Genomic DNA, 24,125 nt, shown 5'->3' with positions numbered 1-24,125 from the left:
GGGTCTTGCGGATTAGATGGCACTTCGGTTTCGTGGATTGGCGGTATAGAGATCGGATCTTTATTTATCGTAGTTTTATCCCCATCAAGCTTAATCTCAAAATCAATACTATTATTGCTAGCTATCTCAACCTTATTAAAATTACCTATATGAGTAGCCAAGCCGCCTAATTGAATTTTAATCTCTTTATTAACTGCGTAATACTGCTTTAATGGATTATACTCCAAATCTCCGCCATTAATGCTATAATCTTTAGCGATCAATTGTGAATTATCATCATTGCCAAAATCCAAAATAAGCTTTGAGTTTTGACCCTTTTGCGTATATGTGCCATCTACTACTAGATCACTTAAATCCTCATTACCAGGGCGGATAATTGAGTTATCATTAGTTAAATTTTGCTTAATAACCCCATTACCGCTTAGGGTTGAGCCGTTATTTACATAGACACTTCCAGCGATTTGTGCTCTTTTACTATCTTTGCTTAATAGTCTTATGCCACCACCATTTATCACAGTAGCACCCTCATAGCTATTAGCACCACTTAGGGTTAAAACCCCACTCCCAGACTTGATAAGCCCTACATTTAAATCATTTAATTTTTTAGGTAGATTATCAGCTTCAGGGTTGTGAGTATTAGCCTCCCATTTTCTTTGGCTTATATCATTGCTAAATTCAGCATCACTGCCCTTAGTATCTAGTGAGTAATACACAGCAGTCTCGCCAAATTCGCTTTTTACATCTATATCATTTAATCTATTTGCATCTAAAATCCCTAAACCTTTTAAAGCCTTATCAATATCTAAAATTCCTTGACCAAATAGATCCTCTTTCTTAACCTCTTGAACCCATGGATAATCTTTATCATCAATAGCTGCCATATGGCTCATACGATCATATTTCCAATTTATACCAAAATATCCCGAATTTAATAAATCCATCTCAACAGCTTTTTCATCTATACTGCCATCTTCCTTTTTTGGAATTTTGCTATCTACATAAAATATTGTGTATTTTTTTGTGCTAGGGCAAAGACTGCCATTATCGCAAAGAGTTTTTCCCGTTACAGTCTCTTTTACTATAACCTTAGGACCTATATAATCTTTATTAGCAGTAGAAAGCAGGGTATCGGCTATCTGTTTGCCACTCATAAATGGGAATTTTTGAGCTACTAAAGCAGCTGCGCCAGTTACCATAGGAGCTGCCATAGAAGTTCCGCTAGAGACTCTATATAGATCCTTATCTAGCTTACCTGTTAAAATATCAGTAGTGCCATAACTAGCATTTACATTTTTAATACTAGTTCCAGGTGCTGCTAAACTAAAATTATAAACACCCTTTAATCCATTAGAATATGTAGTAGGAGCACTCAAATAATCATAATTATCACTCCTTTTTGTGGTTACTACAAATTTACCATCACTATCTTTGCTAATTTGAGAGCTATCTAGTGCCGTTACTACAATTATAGATCTGATGTCTTCATCATAGTATGGAGCTAAAGCCATAATCCCAGGAGATATGATCCCTTCATTACCAGAGGCAAAAACACTAAGAATTTGCTTCTCTTTAGATAATTTTATAAGATCATTTGCTACTGTATCCTTTTGAATTGAGGGTAGAAATTGTTTTGGATTATTAGCATATTGCAAAAATAAAGGTGATGAGCTAGTAAGCGAATTTAATCCAGATAGCGGATATACTGTAGCATTCCAGCTATTATTAATAGCTGCTATATTCTTATCTTTGAAATAATCATATACATTTGGAGCTGTAAATTTAGTGGAACCATCGGTATTATGCCCAGTTATCTGAACTCCATAAGCCTTTGCATCTGTAGCAACTCCACTTACTCCATCACTTGGCTTAGCTAGTATGATCCCAGCCACATGGCTACCATGGGTATCAACTGAAAAATTTGGAGTATAATCGCCGCCTTTATACTCAGAGTAAATTTGATCTTGAATTTGCCCTGATAAGCTAGGGTGATCTTTATTTATCGCACTATCTATAACTCCCACAAAGACCCCATCGCCCGTTACACTCTTATCATTATAATTGATAAGCTCAAAATCCGTAACGCCAAATAGATATATAGGTAGTATCAGTGACAATTTAATTGAAGATTTCATATTTTTGCCTTGATTAATTTATATTCATTATTATATAAAAATTCATATTATAAAAAGCTAAAAAATTCTTATAGTATTTAATAAGATAGTAAAAATAAATTTGATATAATCATCAAATTAATCAAGGAAAAAATATGAGTAAAGAGACAAAATATATATTTGTTACTGGCGGAGTTTTAAGCAGTTTAGGAAAAGGCATAGCAGCTGCTAGTATCGCCACACTACTTAAAAATGTGGGCTATAAGGTTAGTATGCTAAAGGCTGATCCATATATAAATGTAGATCCTGGCACTATGAGCCCACTAGAGCATGGAGAGGTCTTTGTAACTGATGATGGTGCTGAGACTGATCTAGACCTTGGGCATTATGAGAGATTTTTAGATGAAAATTTAAGTCAAGATAATAACTTCACAACTGGCAAGGTATATAGCTCAGTAATTGAGCGTGAGCGTCGTGGCGACTATCTAGGCAAGACCATTCAAGTAATCCCCCATATCGTAGGCGATATAGTAGATCGCATCAAAAAAGCCGCTAAAGACAATGATATATTAATAGTCGAAATAGGTGGCACCGTAGGAGATATAGAGGGACTTCCATTTTTAGAGGCTATTAGAGCCCTTAGAAGTGAGGTTGGTAGAAGTAATGGTATGTTTATCCATCTTACTTTAGTGCCATATATCAAGGTTGCTGGAGAGCTAAAAACTAAGCCAACCCAGCACAGCGTAGGCGAACTTCGCCGTATAGGCATAAGCCCAGATATGATTATCTGTCGCACAGAGATCCCCTTAAGCAGAGAGCTAAAAGATAAGATAGCAGCAAGTTGCGGTATAGAGAGAAATGCCGTAATAGAAAGCTCAGATATGCAAAGCATATATCAAGTGCCACTAAGCTTTTTAAACCAAAATATCCTTGAGCCAATTATCCAAAATTTAAATCTTAAAAATCCTAAGCCAAATATGCAAAATTGGGATAATCTAGTAAAAAGAGTTATTGCTCCAAATGACCAGATAAATTTAGCTTTTGTAGGTAAATATGTGGATTTAAAAGAGAGCTATAAAAGCCTAACTGAGAGCATAATCCACGCTGGAGCAAATCTAGATACAAGGGTTGCTATAAAATGGTGCGATAGCGAAAAAATAGATACAAATAATGTCGCTGATACCTTAAAAGATTGCGATGCTATCTTGGTTGCTGGGGGATTTGGGTCTCGTGGAGTAAGTGGAAAGATGGAGGCTATCAAATTTGCTAGGGAGAATAAAATTCCATATCTTGGAATCTGCCTTGGAATGCAGCTTAGCATGATTGAGTTTGCTAAAAATGTGCTAAAGCTAGATGACGCAAATTCAATGGAATTTGATGAAAACTGCAAAAATCCTATAATCTATCTAATAGATAGCTTTATTGATGCAAATGGTAAAAAACAGCTAAGAACTCACACTAGCCCACTTGGTGGGACGATGAGACTTGGTGGGTATGAGTGCGATGTGCTAAAAGGCTCACTACTAGCCAAAATTTACAATAACGCAACTAAGATAAAAGAGCGCCATCGCCATAGATATGAAGCAAATCCAAAATATAGAAGCGAATTTGAAAAGGCTGGTTTAATAGTAAGTGGCGAAAGCGATGGGCTTATAGAGGCTGTGGAGATCAAAAATCACCCATTTTTCCTAGGCGTTCAGTTTCATCCTGAATTTACATCAAGATTAACTAAGCCAAACCCTGTTATATTAGGATTTATAAAAGCTGGGATAGAATATAAAAATGCTAGATAAAGAAGCTATTAAGGAGTTATTAAGCAGTCGTTTTAGCAACGATATCCATACTAAATTATCTCAAATTCCATTGCCTTGTGAATTAAAAGATACATTCAAAGCAGCCAAAAGGATAAAAGAGGCGATACAAAATGATGAGCTAATCGCAGTTGTGGGGGATTATGATGTAGATGGGATTGTAAGCACGGCTATTATGGATGAATTTTTAAGCGATATGTCAGCAAACTACACGATAAAAATTCCAAATAGATTTAAAGATGGTTATGGCTTAAATGAGGAGATTATCAAAGAACTAGATAACACCACTTTAATCATTACCGTTGATAATGGTATAAGTGCTATAGAAGCAGCAAAAATCTGTAAGCAAAAGGGCATTGATCTAATCATCACAGATCATCATATGCCACTTCCTACACTTCCAGATGCATACGCTATAATAAATCCAAAGCAAGAGACCTGCCCCTTCCCAAATATCGAAATTTGCGGTGCTCAGGTGGCTTGGTATTTGATTGGAGCTTTAAAAGATGTATGTAATCTAAAAAGCTATGATATGGCTAAATTTCTTGATCTTTTAACCTTAGCAATTATCGCTGATATGATGGAATTAAGGGATTTAAATAGAATTTTAGTCCGCCTTGGGCTGGTGCGTATAAACTCTAGCAAAAGAGCCTGTTTTGAAGCGATCAAAAACTACTATAATAAAGAGAAATTTGAATTTGATGATATTGGATTTTTGATAGCTCCGCTTATAAATTCCGCTGGTAGAATGGACGATGCTACCATATCATTTAAATTTTTAAGGTCTAAAAGCTTGGGCGAGGCAAATGAGTATTTAGATATCATTAGCAGATTTAACGCCTCACGCAAAGAGCAAGAAAAAGCACTATTTGAATCTAGCCAAAATGAGATAAATGAAAATGAGGATATTATCGTTACTTGGGGCGATGAGTGGCATGAGGGCGTAATAGGGATTGTCGCTGGAAGATTAGCTAAAAAGTATAAAAAACCAGCCATTGTCTTTAGCATAGATGGCAACAAAGCCAAAGGGAGCGCTAGAAGTGTTGGCAAATTTGATATTTTATCTCTAATTGCCTCTCAAGAGAGCCTATTATGCGGATATGGCGGACATAAAGGGGCAGCTGGGCTAGTTATAGAGAGTGCTAATTTAAGCAAATTTAAAACAGCCATAAATCAATCTTGCTTTTTACAAGAACTATATGATTTTAGCGTAAATGATGAGATTTTAGGCGAGATTGACCCAGCAGCGATTGATTATGAGCTTTTAGAGATTTTGGAGTTTTTCGAACCATATGGTCAAAAAAATCCACGCCCACTCTTTGAACTTAAAAAAGCCATGGTAAAATCAGCTAAAAAAATAGGCAAAGATGAAACGCACCTAAAAATCATCTTACAAAAAAACAATAAAACCCTAGAAGCGATATTTTTCAACTACGATTATTTACCAAAAAATGGCGAAAATATAGATATTTTAGTTACAATTTCTAAAAATTCATTCCGTGGGCTAATCACCCCACAACTACTAATAAAAGAGATTATAAAACAGGAGCAAAAATGAAATTAAAATTTATCACAACCTTCCTTAAGCACGAGAGCTTTGGCGGCGTTTTGCTGATTATTGCTACGATTTTGGCTTTGATATTTCAAAATGGTGTCTTAAGCCACTTTTATCAAGAGATTTTAAGATCGGAATTTAGCGTTGGGTTTAGAGAATTTACCCTAGCTAAGCCACTGATTTTATGGGTAAATGATGGACTTATGGCGATATTTTTCTTTGTTGTGGGCTTAGAGCTTAAACGAGAGATAATAGAAGGTGAGCTATCAAACCCTAGCCAAATAGCCCTACCTATAATCGGCGCCATTGGCGGGGTTGTTTGTCCGGCTTTGATATTTTGGGGATTTAATTATAGCGATGAGTTTGCCATAAGGGGCTGGGCTATACCTACTGCTACTGATATTGCCTTTGCACTTGGTGTGCTTATGCTCCTTGGCAATAGAGTGCCTAGCTCTTTAAAGATATTTTTGCTAACTCTAGCTATTATAGATGATCTTTGTGCGATTGTGATTATAGCACTATTTTACACTACCGAGCTATCGGCTACATCGCTTGGAATTTCATTTATTTGCGTAATTATTCTATTTATCCTAAACCGCTTAAAGGTAAATAAAAAATCCATATTTCTACTCTTTACGCTAATTTTATGGTTTAGCGTATTAAAAAGCGGCGTCCATGCTACCATAGCTGGGGTTGTGGCGGCATTTTTCATACCTATGAGAGATAGCTCTGGTGGCAGTATGCTAAAAGAGCTTGAAAAAGATCTCCACGGCGTTACAAGCTACTTTATCTTACCGATTTTTGCCTTTGTAAATGCTGGAGTTGGCTTAGCTGGGGTTGATCCTAAACAGCTGATAAATTCAGTTGGTATGGGGATATTCTTTGGCTTATTTTTTGGTAAGCAACTAGGGGTATTTTTATTTAGCCTTATATTTATCAAGCTTGGCTTTGCTAAGCTCCCTGAAGGATCAAATTGGCTACAATTTTACGGAGTGTGTATCCTAACTGGAATAGGCTTTACTATGAGCTTATTTGTAGGAGCATTAGCGTATAATGATAGTCCAGCATTTTATCACGCTGATAAATTAGCAATATTATTAGCTAGTTTTGCTGCTGGAGTGGTAGGATATATCTATCTATTTTTACTATGCAAACCTAAAAAAGCATAAATTAAGGAGAAAAAATGAGAAGTGACAATATTAAAAAAGGCTACACCAAAACCCCGCACCGATCGCTATTAAGGGCAACTGGGCTTAGAGATGAGGATTTTGATAAGCCATTTATCGGCGTGGCAAATAGCTTTATTGAGATTATTCCGGGGCATTTTTTTCTTGATAAATACTCAAAAATTCTAAAAGATGAAATTCGTAAAAATGGCTGTGTGCCATTTGAATTTAACTGCATTGGCGTAGATGATGGTATCGCTATGGGGCATGAGGGTATGCTTTATTCTCTTCCAAGCCGTGAGATTATAGCAAATTCGGTTGAAACCGTGATGAATGCTCACTGCCTTGATGCGCTTATATGTATGCCAAACTGCGATAAGATCGTTCCTGGAATGCTTATGGGAGCTTTAAGAGTAAATGTGCCAACGATATTTATAAGCGGTGGGCCGATGGCTGCTGGAGTTGGGTCTAATGGAGAGGCTTTGGATCTAAACTCAGCTTTTGAGGCCGTTGGGGCATATGAGACCAAAAAAATAGATGAAAAAGAGTTAAAGCATATTGAGTGTAATGCTTGTCCAAGTGGTGGGAGCTGCTCTGGAATGTTTACAGCAAATTCGATGAATACGCTTTGTGAGGCTATGGGGGTGGCATTAGAAGGAAATGGCACTATTTTGGCTTTGACAAAAGAGCGTGAAGAGCTAATTAGAAAAGCTGCTAAAAGGATATGCGAGATCGCCCTTGATGAGAGATATAAAATCAGAAATATCATCAACGAAAAAACGATAAAAAACGCAATGGTAGTAGATATGGCGATGGGTGGAAGCTCAAATACAATTTTACATATGTTAGCCATCAGCCGTGAAGCTAACGCACCACTAGACATCGCTAAATTAAATGATATAAGCAAAAGCGTCCCACACATAGCCAAAATCGCCCCAAGCCTACCTAGTGTGCATATGCAAGATATAGCCAAAGCCGGTGGGCTAAGTGCGGTTATAAATGAAATAGCTAAATTTAATAGCGATTTATTAAGCTTAGATGCCCTTACTATAAGTGGCGAGAGCTTAGGCAATAGAGTGAAAAATGCTGAAATTTTAGACCAAAATATAATCCACACGGCAAAAAATGCTTACTCCAAAGTCGGCGGACTAGCTATTTTATTTGGAAATTTAGCCGAGCAAGGCTGCGTGATAAAAACCGCTGGGATAATCGGCTCAAGGCAATTTAGCGGAAAAGCTGTTTGCTTTAACTCCCAAGATGAAGCTATACAAGGCATTTCAAGCGGAAAAGTTCAAAAAGGCGATGTCGTGGTCTTAAGATACGAAGGTCCAAAAGGGGGGCCAGGAATGCAAGAGATGCTAAGCCCAACAAGCCTAATCGTAGGTCGTGGGCTTGGAGCCGATGTAGCCTTAATCACAGATGGGAGATTTAGCGGAGCTACAAGGGGGCTTAGCATAGGGCATGTAAGCCCTGAAGCTGCTGAAGGTGGTATGATAGGACTTTTAAAAGATGGCGATATCATCGATATTGATGTGGATAATTTTAGCATAAATGTCCGCTTAAGCGATGATGAGATAAAAGCTAGAAAAAAAGAGTGGAAATACGCTGGAAAAGTGGTAAATAGTCGCTGGCTAAGACAATATCAAAAGCTAGTTACAAACGCAAGCAACGGAGCGATTTTAGAAGCGTAGAGATAAGGCAAAATAGCAAATATGAAATATGATATTTTTAAAAAATAAATTAAATAATCGAATTTTTGGCGATGATTTAAATTATGAAATTTTGCTAACTGTCTTAAAAAATCCAAAGCGATATATTGGTTTATTTAGAATCACAAATGCTAAAACAAAACTAATACAAAATCTTACTCAAAGTTGTGAAATTAAGTTTGGTGATTTTTTAGAAGAAATTTTAACTTCTTATATCGATGAGATGGGCTATGAAAATTTAGATAAAAATATCGGCACAGATGAAGAGAATAAACCTTTGAGTGCCGATCAAGTTTTTAGAAAAAATAGTGAAATTTATCTAATCGAACAAAAAGTCCGCGACGATCATGATAGCACAAAAAAACGCGGTCAATACGCCAATCTAATCAAAAAAATTCGCTGTTTAAAACAAAATTTTCCAAATCAAAAAATAAAAGTTGCAATGTGGTTTAGCGATAATTCTTTAAAGAAAAATCAAAAATTTTATACCGAGCAAATCGCAAATAATACTGACGATTTGGTAGAAATTTCGCTATTTTATGGCAAAGAAATTTTTGAAAATTTATTTTATAGAATTGATATTTGGAATGAATTAGTTTCGCATTTAAAACAAAATAAAGCTGAGCGTTCAAATGAGATTTTGAGTGTGCCTGATTTTGATACAAGCAAAGAGATTAAAAATGCCTTGTTAAAAATAAAAAATAATGAGCCAAAACTTATTAAAAATCTACTTTCAAATAAAATAGAATTTATAGAATTGCGAAAAGAGCTTTTTCCAACTGGATGCAATTTAAAAGGACTTTGAAATGGTAAAAAATCAAATTTTAAAAGGAAATTCTTTAGAGATTTTAAAAACCTTGCCAAATGAAAGCGTTGATCTTATCTTTGCCGATCCGCCATACTTTATGCGAACTCAAGGAGTTTTAAAGCGACCAGAAGGAAGCAAATTTAATGGTTGTGATGATGAGTGGGATAGTTTTAAAGATAATGAAAGTTATGCCAAATTTACTCGTTTATGGCTAGAAGAGTGTAAAAGAGTTTTAAAAAGCAATGGTTCAATTTGGGTGATTGGTGGAATGCAGTGCATTTATACAATCGGTGGGATTATGCAAGATTTAGGGTTTTGGTTTATAAACGATGTTATTTGGCACAAAAGTAACCCAACGCCAAATTTTATGGGAACTCGCTTAAATAATTCTCACGAAACTTTAATTTGGGCTTGTAAAGATAAAAAATCAAAATTTACATTTAATTACAAAACCGCAAAAGAGCTTAATAGCGATAATATAGAATTAAATTTATTTCAAAAAGGCAAACGAAAACAACTTGGTTCTGTTTGGAAATTTCCAGTTTGCAGTGGCAATGAGAGATTAAAAGATGAAAATAAAGATAAGCTCCACTCCACGCAAAAGCCAGAAGCCTTACTCTATAGAGTGATTGCAATTAGCTCAAAAATTGGCGATTTGGTGCTTGATCCATTTGGCGGAACTATGACAACAGCTGTTATGGCAAAGAGACTTGGGAGAGATTTTATAATGATAGAGCAAAATGAGAGATACATAAACTTTGGCTTAAAAAGGCTAGAAAATATAGAATTTCAAAATAGCGATATAGCAATGGCTAAATTTGATAAGAAGCCTTTAAAAGTAAAAATGAGCGATATGATTAAGGCTAAATTTTTTAAAATTGGAGAGAAATTTTATCTAAAAAATAGCGATAAATTTGCAATCTTAAAAGATGATGGAAAGCTTGAGTTCGATGGCGAAATCTATGATATGCATACCTTAGCAGCTAAGTTTAAAAATGCCAAATCACCTCGCTTGAACGGCTTTAAATTTTGGGAAGTTCTAAGAGAAGATAAGCCTATTTTAATCGATAAAATTAGAGAAAATTATAGACAAAATTTAACACTCTAATCAAATATCAATAAAAATAAGAATATCTTAATCAATCTTAGCGTTTCATATTTATAGCGTTTTTTATCATCTCATCGGCGGTTGTTATTGATTTTGAGCTAGCATCAAACATCTTTTGCATTATTATCATATCAGTTAGCGATACGCCCAAATTCACATTACTCATCTCTAAAGTATAGTTTCTAATCGCAGCACCATAAACAACATCGCCATTTGCATCAGTAAAAAATATCGGCTCTCCTGAGTTTGGACTAGCTTGGTATATATTTTCACTAGCCTTGCTTAAACCTTGATTGTTTTGAAAGTGATATAACGCCACCTTAGCTACGGTAGTCATATCGCCATTATCAAAAACAGCCAAAATATCTCCACTATCACTCATAGAATATTTTTCAAGAAGTCCTTCTGGCTTACCATTTTTTTTCACGACTAATTCTGGGTCGCTTTGCTCGGCTGGACGAAGTCCATTAAAGCCACTATTTGGGATATTTTCATCATATGGAGTGCCTAAATTTAACTCCACATTTGCCCCACCATTATTAATCCCACCTAAAGTATTGCTTAATAACGCTCCCTTTTCATTAAATCTAAGCTCACCTTGAGATACGCTAATAATCTCCCCATCTGGACCTAGCACGCTTGCTAAGGCTTCAAAAACTATATTTTCACCTTGGGGAACTTGCTTTGTAAATTCAAGTTGTAAAATATTTTTATCCCCATTTGGAGCCCATAAATCAGTGGTAAATGTCTGTGTATTAGCAATTTGCTGTGGCACAATGGCTGTGGCTTTATACTCTAGCTCTGCTTCTAAATTCAGCCCAGCCATAGCATTATCAAAGCCAATTACAAAAGCCCCACCATCTAAGGTCTGAGTCTTAATCTCTACGCTTTTACCATCTTTATCAGTTATAGTAATCGCTACTTCTTTATCAGCTGAATTTGGATAATGCACCTCAGGGGTTTGATGGAGATTTCCAGCGACTATAATTGTATTGTTATCCTTATCGATCTGTGCTTCTAAAGTTTCGCTACTAAGCTCCACGCTTTGGTGCTCGGTTTTAATCGTAGAATCTAAATATCCCAAGTAGCTTACCTGAGTTGTAGGCGTAGCTGGAACATACAAAATATCAGGCAAATTTATCTTAGTTTGATCGTTTATGGCATTTAGCTTTACCTCTTGACCAACTGGCAAGGTATAAGCCTCCACATTACCATCAGTCACGCCAAGCTTACCTAACGCACTCTCTCCCAAAGCAGCAGGAGCTAAAGCGGCTGTAGAGCCTAGTAGATACATACCACTTCTATTTACTAAATCCCCATTTTTATCCTTAGCAAATTCGCCATTTCTAGTAAAATACTGCTCCCCATCAACGCCAATCAAACCAAAAAATCCATCTCCATCTATTGCCATATCAAAGACATTATCTGTAGTTTGCAAACTACCTTGAGTAAAATTCAAAGAAGTTGCCATCTTAGTTGAGCCTAGCCCAATCTGAGAATACACAGGTGAGCTAGAAGCACTATTTAATGTGGTGTAAAATAGGCTTTTAAATTCAGTCGTTGAGGTCTTATAACCTACGGTATTGATATTTGAGACATCATTTCCGATTGCGTTATGACCAAACTCAGCAGTCTTAACCCCATTTACGCCATTATAAAATCCTACCATCATGAGCTAGATACCTCATCTTTATTGCTCTCATCTTTGGCTACTTCATCTTTAGTTGTCTCATCTACAACATCATCTTTGCTTGTGCTAGAATTACTATTATCTGAATTTACACTATACACAACCGGCTCAGTAAATTCACGCACACTATCCATAGTTACATACTCTCCAGCTACTTTGATATACGCTACACCTTTATCAAATTTAACCGCCTCTACTGGATACTGCCCCAAAACAGTCTCTCTATTAGCCCCACTTGCGTCTATATATTTAGCTTTTATCAAGTATTCGCCAGGGAGAGTTGGCTCACCATTATTATTTTTTCCATCCCATTTAAATTGATTAACCCCAGATTTAACATCGCTTATGCTAACATTACGAATTACATTACCTAAAGAGTCATAAATCTCTATTGTTCCACCCTTAGCATCTACTGGGAAGTATAGACTAAAATTCACTTCAGATGAGGTTGTATCTTTAGCTACTGAGTTGGTTAGATTAGCCATCTTGCCTAATGCGCTCATAGCGTTTAAAGAGGCACTTGCTTGCATCTGCTGACTTAATTGCGTCATAACTTGATTAGTTTTTTCTTGCATCTCTACTGTGGCTAGCTGGCTAGTTTGCTCAAGCATTTTAGCACTATCCATAGGCTCGGTTGGATCTTGGTGTTGAAGTTCAACTAAAAGAAGCTTTAAAAAGGCATCTTTATCTAGTTGCGAATTTGGATTTACGCCACCTGATACGCTATCTGCTTTTTGTTTTGCCTCGTTTGCCGCCCAAATATCAGTGGTGAATTGCGGTGTTGAATTTACAGATGTTGCCATGCTTCTCTCCTAAATTTATTATATATTTTTATTGCTTTAAGCAAATTTCATTCCTATTTTAGAAATATTTTGGCAATACTACTTCTAATATAGTCTCTTCATCTTGAGCTACTTCACTTAGCTCATCACCATTTGAGTTAAATTTTTGCCTTTTATTATCGCTTTGGCTCTGCTCTTTATTTGCATTATCGCTAAAATTCATTGATAACTCACTAAATCCCATATTTACAAGACTAGCTTTAAACTCAGCTTGGTGCTGTATAAAAAGCTGCATTGTCTGGGTATTTGAGTTGAAATTTATATGTAAATTTGAGCCACGATTAATGAGTGTTACCTCAACCTCGCCTAAATTCCCTGGATTTAATGTCAGATGAAATCTAGTAATTGGCGGTTTATATTCACTGATTTTCTCTTGTAGTTGTGTAGCAAAGTTATCAAAGACTTGTCTAAGGTGCGGTTTTAGCTCCTTAGCGTCTAGCTTTGCCATATTAATTATATCTTTTGTTGCTTGATTTGAGCCGTTTTGATTATCAAAATTATTGGAATTTTGCTCGCCATTTGTCTGGCTAGAACTCTCCAAAATATGGCTTTGAGTAGGAGATGACTCCTTAGTTTCCTTCATAGCTTTTTGCATAATATTTGCTAGATAATCATCAATGCTATTTTGCGAATTGTGTAAATTTCCAGCCGTATTAGAACTCTCTAGCTTAAGACTAGATTTTGTCTGCATTTTCTCCATCTTTGGCTCATCTAAAAGCGTATTTTTAGGCTCACTTTTTTGAAAATTCTCTTTTAATAACTCTTTTAAATCCACTTTTGGCTCTGATTTTATATCTGATTTGCCTTGTGGTTTTGGCTCATCATCACTTATAAATTTACCATCTGTCTTTATCTCTACACTTTGACCTAGCATTAATTTGCTTAAAACATTTTTATCACTATTTTCTGCTTTTTGAATACTCTTTTCTATATCTTTAATCACATTTATATCAATCTTTTGATTTATCATTGGAATTTGGTTAAAAAAGCCTTTGGAGTTTAAATTTTTAAACTCGCTTTTTAAAGTCTCAATCCCATCTTTTGTGATCTTTATCTTGCTTAATCCTAGATTAAATTTCTCACTCAAATTTAGCAAATCTTCCAAGTTTTTAGCCCCTTTTAACTCCTTAATATTCTTCTCAGTGGCTAAAAATTTATTTAAATTTGCACTTACTAAATTGCTAATTCCAGTTTTCATTGCTCCATCTTGAGAGTCCAAAAGCCCAAGTAAAGTGATAAAATCAGCATTTTCAAGCATTATTTCATCTGAATTTTGTATATTTTGTAAGTTAGAGACCTTGCTATTTTCAGTATCATCACTGCTAATTTTTTGATTTGATTTAGTGCTGTTTTGCTCTATTTGGTTTTGTTTGATTTTATCATCTTGCGTATTTTGAGAAGTTTCATACTCTTTTACGCTATTTTCAATCATTTTATAAAAGCTATCATCTTGATTATTTGTGCTACTATTTTCGCTCTTAGATGGGACTTGAGTTGTGGTATTTAAGCTAGCTAAAGCTTCATTTAAACCTTGCATTTGCTATCCTAATTTAGGTGAATTTTACGGATTTCTAGCAAATTCTATTCCAAATTTAATAGCAAATTCATAGAAGTTAAATTCAAAGCAAATTTAGCAATTTTTAGATATAATCTAGGCCAAAAATTTGAAAAATCTAAGGAAAATCTTTTGGAAAATATAAGAAATATCGCAGTTATAGCACATGTCGACCATGGTAAGACCACAATGGTAGATGAGCTACTTAAGCAATCAGGCACATTTACAGAACACCAAAATATTGGCGAGAGAGTTATGGATAGTAATGATATTGAGCGTGAGCGTGGTATTACGATCCTTAGCAAAAATACAGCCATAAGATATAAAGATTATAAAATCAATATTATAGATACTCCAGGACACGCTGATTTTGGTGGCGAGGTTGAGCGTGTTTTAAAGATGGTAGATGGAGTTTTACTCCTTGTAGATGCGCAAGAAGGCGTAATGCCTCAAACCAAATTCGTCGTTAAAAAAGCTCTATCTTTAGGTCTTCGCCCGATAGTGGTAGTAAATAAAATTGACAAACCAGCTGGCGATCCTGATAGAGTTATCAATGAAATTTTCGATCTATTTGTCGCACTTGATGCAAACGATGAGCAACTTGAGTTCCCTATAGTCTATGCCGCTGCTAAAAATGGCTACGCAAAGCATAAATTAGAAGATGAAAATATCAATATGGAGCCACTTTTTGAGACCATTATAGCTCATGTTCCAGCCCCAAGCGGCAAAGATGATAATCCACTTCAACTCCAAGTTTTTACCCTTGATTATGATAATTATGTAGGCAAAATCGGTATCGCTAGAATTTTCAATGGCAAAATCAGCAAAAATCAAAGCGTTATGTTAGCCAAAGCAGATGGTAGCAAAACCACAGGTAGAATTAGCAAACTCATTGGATTTTTAGGTCTTGAGCGAACTGATATAGATAACGCAAGTAGCGGGGATATTGTGGCTATTGCAGGTTTTGATGCCTTAGATGTCGGCGATAGTGTCGTTGATCCAAATAACCCTATGCCACTTGATCCTCTCCACATAGAAGAGCCAACTCTAAGCGTCGTATTTAGCGTAAATGATGGACCACTATCAGGCACAGAGGGTAAATTTGTAACCTCTAATAAACTAGATGAGCGTCTAGAAAGCGAGATGAAAACCAATATCGCTATGAGATATGAAAATATAGGCGAAGGGAAATTTAAAGTAAGCGGCCGTGGGGAATTGCAAATTACTATTTTAGCTGAAAATATGCGTAGAGAGGGCTTTGAGTTTTGCCTTGGCAGACCTGAGGTGATTGTCAAAGAGATAGATGGAGTTAAATGTGAGCCTTACGAGCTTTTAGTCATTGATGCTCCAGATGAGTGCACTGGGGCTGTGATAGAAAAACTAGGCAAAAGAAAGGCCGAAATGGTAAGCATGAATCCAACTGGCGATGGGCAAACTAGGATTGAGTTTGAAATACCAGCTAGGGGGCTTATCGGCTTTAGAAGTCAGTTTTTAACCGATACCAAAGGCGAAGGTGTGATGAACCATAGCTTTTTGGAATTTCGCCCACTAAGCGGCTCAGTGGAGCATAGAAGTAATGGTGCTTTAGTTAGTATGGAAAATGGCGTGGCTTTAGCATATTCTCTATTTAATCTCCAAGATCGTGGAGTGCTCTTTTGTGAGCCACAAACTAAAGTCTATATAGGTATGATAATTGGCGAACATAGCCGTCCAAATGACCTTGATGTAAATCCTATCAAAGGCAAAAACTTAACAAATGTGCGTGCAAGCGGTAGCGATGACGCTATAAAACTAGTCCCACCACGCAAACTAAGCTTAGAGCGAGCTTTAGAGTGGATAGAAGAAGATGAATTAGTAGAAGTAACGCCAGTAAATATTAGGGTGAGAAAACGCTATCTTGACCCAACACTTCGTAAAAGAATGGCGAAAAAATAAACCTACTTATAAAAAGGCAGGAGTCATCTCCATGCCTTTTTAAATTTAAATTATTTTACTTCAATTATTTTACTTGCCAGCCCCATTTTTTCCATACTTTTTGAGCATCTTTAGATTGGACAAACTTTATAAATTCCATAGCAACTTCTTTATTTTTTGTGCTACTTGTTACAGCTATCTCTGCTGCACGATAAATTATAAAATCTTTACCAGCTTGTACAAAATCTACTTTATCCTCACCTAAAACTTTAGCCCAATGAGACCATATTATAAGTGCATCTATGCTATCATCACTATTCCAGCGATCAACTGCCATTTTTGAATTTGGAGCATAATACACTATATTTTTTCTAAGTTTTAATAGATGCTCTCTTTTACCATTTTTAAGCGCCATATCTTCATATAGACCCACTTGACCAGCACCATCTACAACCATTACATTAATATTATCTTTAAGTAGATCTTTAAAGCTTTTTATATTTTTAGGATTGCCTTTTTTAACTACTATTCCAGCCTCTCTAATATTTAAAACCTCTACATTTTTAACATCTAAATTACCATCAAATGCTTTAATAAATCCATCCATCATAGATGAGTTACCAGCAAAAATAATATCAGCATCTGCTTTTGCTTGATTGATCCACTGACCAGTAGGACCTACAACTATTTTAACTTTTTTGCCTTGTTTAGCTTCAAATTCAGTTGCTAATTCTTTTAAAACAGGAGCTGGCCCACCAGGTCCATACGCAATAACTTCTGCATATATAGCTGAACTAAATAGCAAAGATGCAAACAATATTCTTTTCATAAATATGTCCTTAATAATAAAATTTAAGCCTAATGATTCTACATATTTTTTATTAATAAAATTAAAATTTCATACAGTCTAAAAATTTTAACCAAATATTGGCAAAATACCGCTATAATCTACAAAATAACTAAAGGAGAATAGATGAAAAAAATAATGCAAGAACGCTACTCATGTAGAGAATTTAACTCCAAAAAGATAGATAATAGCATTATAGAAGAGATCCTAGACCTTACTAGATTAAGCCCAAGCTCATGCGGACTTGAGCCATGGAAATTTATGGTAGTTAGCAAAGAAAATGATCTAAAAGAGCTAGGTCAAATCTGCAACGATCAAGCCCAAGTAAGCGGATGTAGCCACGCTATAATCGTAATTGCAAGGAATGATCTAAAAGGTGGTTGTGATTTTATCAAAGCTCAAGTAGATCGCAAGCCACGAACACCAGAAAGATTACAAAAAGCCCTTGATCACTTCGCAGCTAGATTTGATCCACAAACTAATGAAGAGCTAATGCACTACGCCTCGCTCCAATGCTATATCGCAAGTGCTAATATGGTAAATATCGCTCAAAGCCTAGGGGTGAAAAGTTGTATTGTGGCTGGTTTTGATCCGCAAAAATTAGATGATTTTGTAAATTTAGGTGAGCATTTCAGGCCTGTTCTTGTGATAGCCTTGGGTTATAGCGATGAGTCAGCCCCAGCTAAAATCCGCCAAAGTAAAGATCAGGTCGTGATCTATAAATAGGCATAGATATGGATGTAAAATTACTAAATTATACACCGCTTTGGATATGCTCAAATGCTATTCGCACTTGCTGGCAAAGCTTCGATAAAGGCGATAATGGCGGCGAAATAGATCTAGCTTTAATCGATAGAGTAGGCAATAAACTCAAACACGCAAGCACGCTAGAGCATCTATTTTATAACTTTTACATAAAAGGTATTAGCAGAGCTTGCCTCCAAGAGTTAGCAAGGCATAGAGTAGCAAGTCTAAGCGTAAAATCCACTCGCTACACACTAAAAGAGTTAAAAAACGAAAGCGAATTTAAGCCTAATGACTTTAATAACGCAAGTAGATATATAGTGCTAACTGGCAATGAGCTTGTCGATAATGCGAGTATAAATGCACTTGAGAATTTACGCCAAATTCTAAGCCAAAATACAAGCTTAGATATAGCCAAATACTGCCTTCCAGAAAGCTATAAAACCGAGCTTAGCTGGAGCATAAACGCTAGAAGTCTTCAGAATTTTATAAGTCTTAGAAGCTCTAAAAGTGCTCTTTGGGAGATTAGAAATTTAGCAAATCTAATCTACCAAAACATCCCTAATGAGCATAAATTTATCTATCAAGAGTGTGTTTATAGCGTAAAATAACTGCTATCACGCACGGCACTAGCATAACCAAAGCTAAAAATAGCGGAGTATTTGCCTCAAGTACCCCCACACCAAATGCGATAACTCCAGCTAACCCAAACTGCATAACGCCAAGCACCGCTGATGCAGTGCCTGAATGGTCTTTAAATCTTGCCATCGCTAAGGTGGTTGAATTTGGCAAGATAAATTCTAGCATTCCAATAGCTATAAACACTCCAACCTCAAAAGCCCAAAATCCAAGCTGGATAAATGCCGCAAAGCTAATAAAAATTAACGCTACAAGCATAGCAATCAAGGCAAATTTAAGCAAAATTTCGCAATCAAATTTTCTACTAAACCTAGCATTGATATTAGCAAACAAAACAAAAGAGAAGGAATTAACACCAAATAATATACCATATTTAGTCTCATCAAGCCCAAAATACCCCATAAAAACAAATGATGAACCAGTAATATAAGCAAAAAGCACCGCCGAAGCAAGGGCTCCAATCAAGCAATAAAGAATAAAAATAGGCTCTTTTAAAACAAATTTATAGCTGTTAATTGTCGCTTTGTGAGAGAATTTAACTCGTTCTACCATAGACTCCTTAAGCCCAAAAATGATGAATAAAAGTAGCAAAATACCTAGCATAAATAGCACCGCAAATATGCTTTGCCAAGAAAAGTATCTTAGTAAAATACCGCCAAATGTCGGCGATAGCATAGGTGCAAGCGATGAAAAGACCATCATCAAAGCATATATCCCAGCAGCATCTTTAATATCAAAATTATCATTGACAATCGCCCTAGCGATCACCACACCAGCACATCCGCCAAGTGCTTCAAAAAATCTTAAAGTGATAAAAACATAGATATTATCCACCATCACGCACCCAAGACTTGAAGCGATAAATATCAAAATACCGATAATAAGCAGCATTTTACGACCAAAAATATCGCTCAAAGGCCCATAAATCAGCTGCCCAAACGCAAATGCTATAAAAAAACTAGCCAAGCTAAGCTGAGTTAAAAACTCACTAGCCTCAAAACTACTTTGAACATGAGAAAGCGCAGGTAGATACATATCAGTAGATAATGGCGCAATGCTAGACATAAAAGCTAAAATAATGATTAATTTAAATTTAGAAAATCCATGAATTTTTGAACTACTTTGCATAAAATAGCCTTAAAAATTTTAGTTGATTAAGTAGTGGCCGGGAGAAAGGGATTCGAACCCCTGGAGGCTTTCACACCTCAACGGTTTTCAAGACCGCCGCTTTCGACCACTCAGCCATCTCCCGAATGAATTAATTAGAAGTTTTTATCCAGCTAGCACCTTGATTGATCTTACCTTTAGACCACTCATAAGCACTTCTAGAATCCTCTTTGACTCCATGCCATGTATTAGAACATCCATATAATAACAAGATAAAAGTATAAACTATATAACGCATATTAACCCTGTAAAATATGGAGGCGACACCCAGATTCGAACTGGGGGTAAAAGCTTTGCAGGCTTCTGCCTTACCACTTGGCCATGTCGCCATGTGTGGTGCCCAGAGCCGGACTTGAACCGGCACGGAAGTAATTTCCGAGGGATTTTAAGTCCCTTGTGTCTACCATTCCACCACCTGGGCAAAATATGGAGCGGGAAACGAGATTCGAACTCGCGACCCCAACCTTGGCAAGGTTGTGCTCTACCCCTGAGCTATTCCCGCAATAATTTTGAAAGTTGAATAATAGCAAAAGAAAACTTAAAATTTAATTTGATTAAATGAATTTGGCAAATTTATTTAATTTCATAAAATTATAAGCAAAATAAGTGTATCATTACGCCATCTTGATGGGGTTATAGCTCAGCTGGGAGAGCGCTTGAATGGCATTCAAGAGGTCGGCGGTTCGATCCCGCTTAACTCCACCAATTAAGCTTATTTTAAATTTCTTTTGATTTACAATATTTTACAACAACACGACATATCCGCTATTTTAGCTTATTTTGACTTAACTTGCTTTTGATATAAGATAAATAAGTAACTAGAAAATTATTAGGTAACTTTTACTAAAAGGACGGCAAAATAGGCAATATCTCAAAGGCAAATTTACTAGATTATATACTTAGCTAACCCATACCAAGCATATTTATCTGCGTTAATTCGCCTTGTGATGTTTCTCAAGCCTATATAAGATAAAGACTTCTTGCGAAGTCTAGCAAAACAAAAATACTATTGCTTAATCTGTAATAAAGCTGTTAGCATTTGATCACTTGTGGTGATGGTTTTGGAGTTGGCTTGGTAGCCTCTTTGGACTACGATTAGTTGAGTTAATGCTCTACTTAAATCCACATTACTCATTTCTAAAGCACTTGCTGTGATGGTTCCACGCCTACCAGTTCCTGCCGCACCAAAGACCGGATCACCGCTATTTGCTGTTTGGCTAAAGATACTTCCGCCATTAGTCTCTAAGCCTTCGTTATTAGTAAATACTGCTAGGCTCACTTGCGCTAAGCCAAAGCTTCTACCATTGCTAAAGCTACCTATTATCGTTCCTGATTCATCTATCCTTGTGCCTTCTAGGTTACCAGCGGCGTAGCCATCTTGGATGATATTGTCAGTTGAGCTTGGGTTATCATTGCTTCTTAGGCCGTTTGAGCCGCCGATTTTGCCGAAATTTAGCTCTATATTTTGACCGGGTGCTGATCCGTTATTGGCTGTGAAGGTCAGCGTAGATGGGGTAAAGCCTAGCAAGGTTCCATCGTTATTAAATCTTGCTGAACCTGATATTACATTTGATACAGCGCCATCAGCATTTAGCACACCTGGCTCTGGGACTTGGATAAGAAGCGACCACTCGGTGCCGTTTTCTGGGCTATAGCTAATCTTTCTCCACTCAAATTTAATCTCATGTTTAGAGCCTAAACTATCATAAATTTCAGTTGTAGCAGCGTGGCTAGACATTGTAAGGTTACTACTAACTCTTGAGCTAGTTCCTGTGCTTAAGCCGCCACTTAGGCTTTTAAATACATTAGCTAGGGCTGAGTTTTCATTGATATTTTGTGCTAGATTGCTATAGCCTGTAACTGCGATTTGCATATTATAGTCATTGATATATGTATCTTGGTTTGATGGGACTTGTTTAATACCATTTGCGTCGGTAAAGGCATTTGGGCTATCTTTAACTTCAAATGCACCTGGAGGAGCAGCATTATTTCTAACCCAGTGGCCATCATTTTGACCGTAGCTAGCATCACCGGCTGGGTTTTCAAAGACGAATTGACCCTTTTCATTGACTGTTACTTTCACCCCATCATTTAAATTTGTATCTCTATATGTGGCGTTGCTATGTTCGTTACCGGTTGGATTTGGTAAGCCATTAATGGTATTATTAGCAGCATCTGGATTTCCATCGGCATCTAGTGGAGAGTTCCACTCTCTTGAGGCGAATGTAGCCAATTTGTCATTAGTTACTAACTCTCTTATAGCCTCTTTTAGATCGTTGGCGGTGGTATTGGCTTGATTATTACCCATTATTTGTAGTACTGATCCGAACACTTCTACTATCGTAGCTACCGCACCTTCAGAGATTGGAGCAGTTACGGCGCCACTATCTCGTAAGTTATTAAATATAGCTTGTCCGTCTTGTAATCTTTGATTTATTCGCCCACTTATTGTATTTTTTATTTGCCCTATATTTTGACCTTTAGCTAGTTCTTCATCAATTATCTGTAACGTTCGATTTGCTACATATGTCGCACCATTTACGGCATTTGAGACATTAGAGCCACTATAATTGACATACTCTCTAGCGTCTGTTTGCATAGCTTTTCTTAGATCTTCTGTGGTTCTAACTACCCTAGCAGCACTATCACTATAGAGATGCCCTGCATTAGTGCCAGCGGCTGATGAGTAGGTGTATTTGTATGCGGTTATGACATTTGTGCTTCTGATAGATGTGGTATCATCTTCATATTTTTTGATCTTAATATTTTTGGATTCATCGGTGGTGCCGGAGTTGTTGTTATTAGATAATTGGAGTTCATTGCCATTTATTACGGTGGCTTGGACGCCAGTTTTATTGGTAAATTCATTTATCTTTTTAGCCACTTCATCCATAGTAGTAACGGTAAAAGCCGGTATCTCAATGCCATTTAGTGAGATGTGTAGGGTGCGTTGTTGCGGTTGTTGGTTGTTTTGTTGATTATTTAAAGCGCCAAATGCAACCTTCGCATCAGCGTAGCTCACCCACATACCTTGACCCTCTCTTAGATTTATCCCCTCTCCTGCGCCGTTAAATACCACGCCTAGATCTACGCCGGCTTCTTTGACGGCTACTTCTTTATTTGAGTTTATATAGTATGTGTGGGTGTTTAGGTCGTTTGGATTTTTAGCTTCACCATCATCCCAAAGGCCATTGCCATTAAGGTCTAAAAAGTCATTATACTGGTCAAGTGTGTAGATGGGGGAGTTTTTGGTTCCGATATTTGAGCCGGAATTTAGATTGGCGATGATGGCAAGCTCGCTAGTGGGATTAGCCTCCATAGACATACCTGGCTCTATAACGATATTTTTAAGCGGTCCAGTAGGGTCTATCAAGCCGGTATCTTGATTTCTAAGCCAACCTTGGACTATATAGCCGTTGCGATCTACGAAATTACCTAGAGAATCTAAGCTAAAATCGCCGTTTCTAGTGTATAGATAGGTCTTGCCACCATCTGGGGATACGACGAAAAATCCATCGCCTTGGATAGCCATATCGCTTTGTTTCTCGGTGGTTTGGATAGTGCCTTGCTTGAAAATTTTAGTTACTGTATTTACTGTGGAGCCAAGGCCAATTTGCATAGAGTTCTTGCCGCCTAGATTGCCTTGTGGAGCGGTGGCGACCTTTTGGGTTTGGCTGAAAAGATCGGCAAAACTCGCACGAGAATATTTAAAGCCTACGGTATTGACATTGGCTATGTTGTTACCTTCGACATCCATAGCTACTTGGTGTGCCTGAAGACCAGTAACTCCAGACCATAATGCTCCCATCATTGGTAATCCTTTATATTGGAATTTGATTTTTGAGTATGGGGAAAGCAAAAAGCGTTCCAAAATTTGGTTTTTGGATTTTGCTTTAACTTTTTATAAAAATTTTTTATAAAATAAAAATGCCAAACTGGGAAGGGGTTGGGATTTTAAGGGGTAACCCTACGCAGTAGGGACTTTAGTGTTTGCTACTTTAGCACGGACTTGTTCGTGCGTTAAAAGTAGGTAAAAAATAGGATAGGGGAAACTGTTTTGGCTTTCAAATTTTAGTTTCCCCTGTCCCTTAAAAAAAGAATTTAAAAAGCTTTTATCGCAAAAATTCTTTTCCTTTTTTTTAAGTGGGAAGGGGGACGCTTTTTTGGCAGTCGCTACCCCTTCCCCCTTAACAACCCCCAACCCCTTGAAAAAGCCTTCTAATGGGTGGCTTACGCCACGGATTTTGGTTTTTATTCCAAATTTTCGCCGTAAAACAACTATTTAGGTTATTTTACTTTTGCGAAAATTTTATAAAATAAAAATGCCAAACTGGGAAGGGGTTGGGATTTTTAAGGGATACCCCATTTATGGGGACTTCAGGTGGGTCAAGGGAGCGGAGCTACCTTGTCGCAAAGCTGGGCTTAGCTCAGCTGCGAAGTTAAAAATTTTAAGTGGGAA

General features: G+C 36.8%; 16 protein-coding genes, 5 tRNA genes and 1 pseudogene. 10 read left to right on the top strand and 12 right to left on the bottom strand.

Going from position 1 to position 24,125, the window contains the following annotated elements:
• Nucleotides 1-2,132 (bottom strand): S8 family serine peptidase (locus CSUIS19072_RS07290; protein ID WP_337212197.1); only part of this gene is annotated, 2,132 nt, incomplete at its 3' end.
• 134 nt (nt 2,133-2,266) lie between these two features.
• Here CSUIS19072_RS07290 and CSUIS19072_RS07285 point away from each other — a divergent pair.
• The 6 genes from CSUIS19072_RS07285 to CSUIS19072_RS07260 are packed head-to-tail and all read left to right on the top strand — an operon-like array spanning nt 2,267 to nt 10,268.
• Nucleotides 2,267-3,904, top strand: coding sequence for a CTP synthase (locus tag CSUIS19072_RS07285; protein ID WP_086293185.1), 1,638 nt, complete (start codon nt 2,267-2,269; stop codon nt 3,902-3,904).
• Entirely contained in the window at nt 3,894-5,480 is a 1,587-nt protein-coding gene (gene recJ, locus CSUIS19072_RS07280) for a single-stranded-DNA-specific exonuclease RecJ (RefSeq protein ID WP_086293187.1), read from the top strand. Before CSUIS19072_RS07285 ends, recJ begins: the two co-directional genes overlap by 11 nt.
• Nucleotides 5,477-6,646, top strand: coding sequence for a Na+/H+ antiporter NhaA (gene nhaA, locus CSUIS19072_RS07275; RefSeq protein ID WP_086293188.1), 1,170 nt, complete (start codon nt 5,477-5,479; stop codon nt 6,644-6,646). Before recJ ends, nhaA begins: the two co-directional genes overlap by 4 nt.
• A gap of 14 nt (nt 6,647-6,660) precedes the next feature.
• Nucleotides 6,661-8,334: a dihydroxy-acid dehydratase gene (gene ilvD, locus CSUIS19072_RS07270; protein WP_086293190.1), complete on the top strand. Its 1,674-nt coding sequence runs from the start codon at nt 6,661-6,663 to the stop codon at nt 8,332-8,334.
• A gap of 28 nt (nt 8,335-8,362) precedes the next feature.
• Nucleotides 8,363-9,157, top strand: a complete 795-nt coding sequence (locus CSUIS19072_RS07265; protein ID WP_086293192.1) for an HpyAIV family type II restriction enzyme — start codon at nt 8,363-8,365, stop codon at nt 9,155-9,157.
• A gap of 1 nt (nt 9,158) precedes the next feature.
• Nucleotides 9,159-10,268, top strand: a complete 1,110-nt coding sequence (locus CSUIS19072_RS07260) for a DNA-methyltransferase (protein WP_086237322.1) — start codon at nt 9,159-9,161, stop codon at nt 10,266-10,268.
• Nucleotides 10,269-10,305: 37 nt separating this feature from the next.
• Here the strand turns inward: CSUIS19072_RS07260 and CSUIS19072_RS07255 are convergent, their stop codons facing one another.
• The 3 genes and pseudogenes from CSUIS19072_RS07255 to fliK all read right to left on the bottom strand — a co-directional run.
• Complete coding sequence (locus tag CSUIS19072_RS07255) at nt 10,306-11,940, bottom strand: flagellar hook-basal body complex protein (protein WP_086237321.1); 1,635 nt, start codon at nt 11,938-11,940, stop codon at nt 10,306-10,308.
• Nucleotides 11,937-12,761, bottom strand: coding sequence for a flagellar basal body rod modification protein (locus CSUIS19072_RS07250; protein WP_086237320.1), 825 nt, complete (start codon nt 12,759-12,761; stop codon nt 11,937-11,939). The genes CSUIS19072_RS07255 and CSUIS19072_RS07250 overlap by 4 nt, the downstream gene beginning before the upstream one ends.
• 58 nt (nt 12,762-12,819) lie before the next feature.
• Nucleotides 12,820-13,158 (bottom strand): annotated as a pseudogene (gene fliK / locus CSUIS19072_RS08555) (flagellar hook-length control protein FliK); the annotation flags it as partial.
• Between the two features lie 1,329 nt (nt 13,159-14,487).
• Here fliK and typA point away from each other — a divergent pair.
• On the top strand, nt 14,488-16,290 hold the full coding sequence (gene typA / locus CSUIS19072_RS07240) for a translational GTPase TypA (protein WP_086293196.1): 1,803 nt from the start codon (nt 14,488-14,490) through the stop codon (nt 16,288-16,290).
• A 64-nt stretch (nt 16,291-16,354) separates the two neighbouring features.
• Here the strand turns inward: typA and CSUIS19072_RS07235 are convergent, their stop codons facing one another.
• Nucleotides 16,355-17,098, bottom strand: a complete 744-nt coding sequence (locus tag CSUIS19072_RS07235) for an extracellular solute-binding protein (RefSeq protein ID WP_086293198.1) — start codon at nt 17,096-17,098, stop codon at nt 16,355-16,357.
• Nucleotides 17,099-17,242: 144 nt separating this feature from the next.
• Between CSUIS19072_RS07235 and CSUIS19072_RS07230 the strand changes: the two genes are divergently transcribed.
• Nucleotides 17,243-17,842 carry a nitroreductase family protein gene (locus tag CSUIS19072_RS07230; RefSeq protein ID WP_086293199.1) on the top strand — a complete coding sequence of 200 codons (600 nt, stop codon included), beginning with the start codon at nt 17,243-17,245 and terminating at the stop codon, nt 17,840-17,842.
• 8 nt (nt 17,843-17,850) lie between these two features.
• A complete protein-coding gene (gene thyX / locus CSUIS19072_RS07225; protein WP_086293201.1) occupies nt 17,851-18,471 on the top strand; it encodes an FAD-dependent thymidylate synthase in 621 nt (206 codons plus the stop codon).
• On the opposite strand, the gene CSUIS19072_RS07220 is transcribed toward thyX, so the two are convergent.
• The 6 genes from CSUIS19072_RS07220 to CSUIS19072_RS07195 form a co-directional block, all read right to left on the bottom strand.
• A complete protein-coding gene (locus CSUIS19072_RS07220; protein ID WP_086293203.1) occupies nt 18,437-19,627 on the bottom strand; it encodes a multidrug effflux MFS transporter in 1,191 nt (396 codons plus the stop codon). The genes thyX and CSUIS19072_RS07220 overlap by 35 nt on opposite strands.
• Nucleotides 19,628-19,661: 34 nt before the next feature.
• Nucleotides 19,662-19,751 (bottom strand) — tRNA-Ser (locus CSUIS19072_RS07215).
• A 6-nt stretch (nt 19,752-19,757) separates the two neighbouring features.
• On the bottom strand, nt 19,758-19,904 hold the full coding sequence (locus tag CSUIS19072_RS07210; protein WP_180381006.1) for a hypothetical protein: 147 nt from the start codon (nt 19,902-19,904) through the stop codon (nt 19,758-19,760).
• Nucleotides 19,905-19,921: 17 nt separating this feature from the next.
• A tRNA-Cys gene (locus tag CSUIS19072_RS07205) sits at nt 19,922-19,995 on the bottom strand.
• Between the two features lie 5 nt (nt 19,996-20,000).
• A tRNA-Leu gene (locus tag CSUIS19072_RS07200) sits at nt 20,001-20,087 on the bottom strand.
• Nucleotides 20,088-20,093: 6 nt separating this feature from the next.
• Nucleotides 20,094-20,168: transfer RNA gene (locus CSUIS19072_RS07195), tRNA-Gly, on the bottom strand.
• Between the two features lie 127 nt (nt 20,169-20,295).
• Here CSUIS19072_RS07195 and CSUIS19072_RS07190 point away from each other — a divergent pair.
• Nucleotides 20,296-20,371: transfer RNA gene (locus tag CSUIS19072_RS07190), tRNA-Ala, on the top strand.
• A gap of 301 nt (nt 20,372-20,672) precedes the next feature.
• Here the strand turns inward: CSUIS19072_RS07190 and CSUIS19072_RS07185 are convergent.
• On the bottom strand, nt 20,673-23,477 hold the full coding sequence (locus CSUIS19072_RS07185; protein ID WP_180381007.1) for a flagellar hook-basal body complex protein: 2,805 nt from the start codon (nt 23,475-23,477) through the stop codon (nt 20,673-20,675).
• Nucleotides 23,478-24,125: the final 648 nt, after the last annotated feature.

Origin of the sequence: Campylobacter sp. RM19072, assembly GCF_024723485.1 — a bacterium.
Classification (GTDB): domain Bacteria; phylum Campylobacterota; class Campylobacteria; order Campylobacterales; family Campylobacteraceae; genus Campylobacter; species Campylobacter porcelli.
This window is presented reverse-complemented; position numbering and strand designations above follow the sequence as displayed.

Excerpts from the sequence above, each read along its gene's own strand:
- CSUIS19072_RS07210 (WP_180381006.1), bottom strand. The coding sequence starts at position 19,904 with ATGCGTTATATAGTTTATACTTTTATCTTGTTATTATATGGATGTTCT.
- CSUIS19072_RS07235 (WP_086293198.1), bottom strand. The coding sequence starts at position 17,098 with ATGAAAAGAATATTGTTTGCATCTTTGCTATTTAGTTCAGCTATATAT.
- CSUIS19072_RS07265 (WP_086293192.1), top strand. The coding sequence starts at position 8,363 with ATGATATTTTTAAAAAATAAATTAAATAATCGAATTTTTGGCGATGAT.
- thyX (WP_086293201.1), top strand. The coding sequence starts at position 17,851 with ATGGATGTAAAATTACTAAATTATACACCGCTTTGGATATGCTCAAAT.
- CSUIS19072_RS07255 (WP_086237321.1), bottom strand. The coding sequence starts at position 11,940 with ATGATGGTAGGATTTTATAATGGCGTAAATGGGGTTAAGACTGCTGAG.
- CSUIS19072_RS07230 (WP_086293199.1), top strand. The coding sequence starts at position 17,243 with ATGAAAAAAATAATGCAAGAACGCTACTCATGTAGAGAATTTAACTCC.
- ilvD (WP_086293190.1), top strand. The coding sequence starts at position 6,661 with ATGAGAAGTGACAATATTAAAAAAGGCTACACCAAAACCCCGCACCGA.
- recJ (WP_086293187.1), top strand. The coding sequence starts at position 3,894 with ATGCTAGATAAAGAAGCTATTAAGGAGTTATTAAGCAGTCGTTTTAGC.
- CSUIS19072_RS07260 (WP_086237322.1), top strand. The coding sequence starts at position 9,159 with ATGGTAAAAAATCAAATTTTAAAAGGAAATTCTTTAGAGATTTTAAAA.
- nhaA (WP_086293188.1), top strand. The coding sequence starts at position 5,477 with ATGAAATTAAAATTTATCACAACCTTCCTTAAGCACGAGAGCTTTGGC.
- CSUIS19072_RS07185 (WP_180381007.1), bottom strand. The coding sequence starts at position 23,477 with ATGATGGGAGCATTATGGTCTGGAGTTACTGGTCTTCAGGCACACCAA.
- CSUIS19072_RS07250 (WP_086237320.1), bottom strand. The coding sequence starts at position 12,761 with ATGGCAACATCTGTAAATTCAACACCGCAATTCACCACTGATATTTGG.
- CSUIS19072_RS07285 (WP_086293185.1), top strand. The coding sequence starts at position 2,267 with ATGAGTAAAGAGACAAAATATATATTTGTTACTGGCGGAGTTTTAAGC.
- CSUIS19072_RS07220 (WP_086293203.1), bottom strand. The coding sequence starts at position 19,627 with ATGCAAAGTAGTTCAAAAATTCATGGATTTTCTAAATTTAAATTAATC.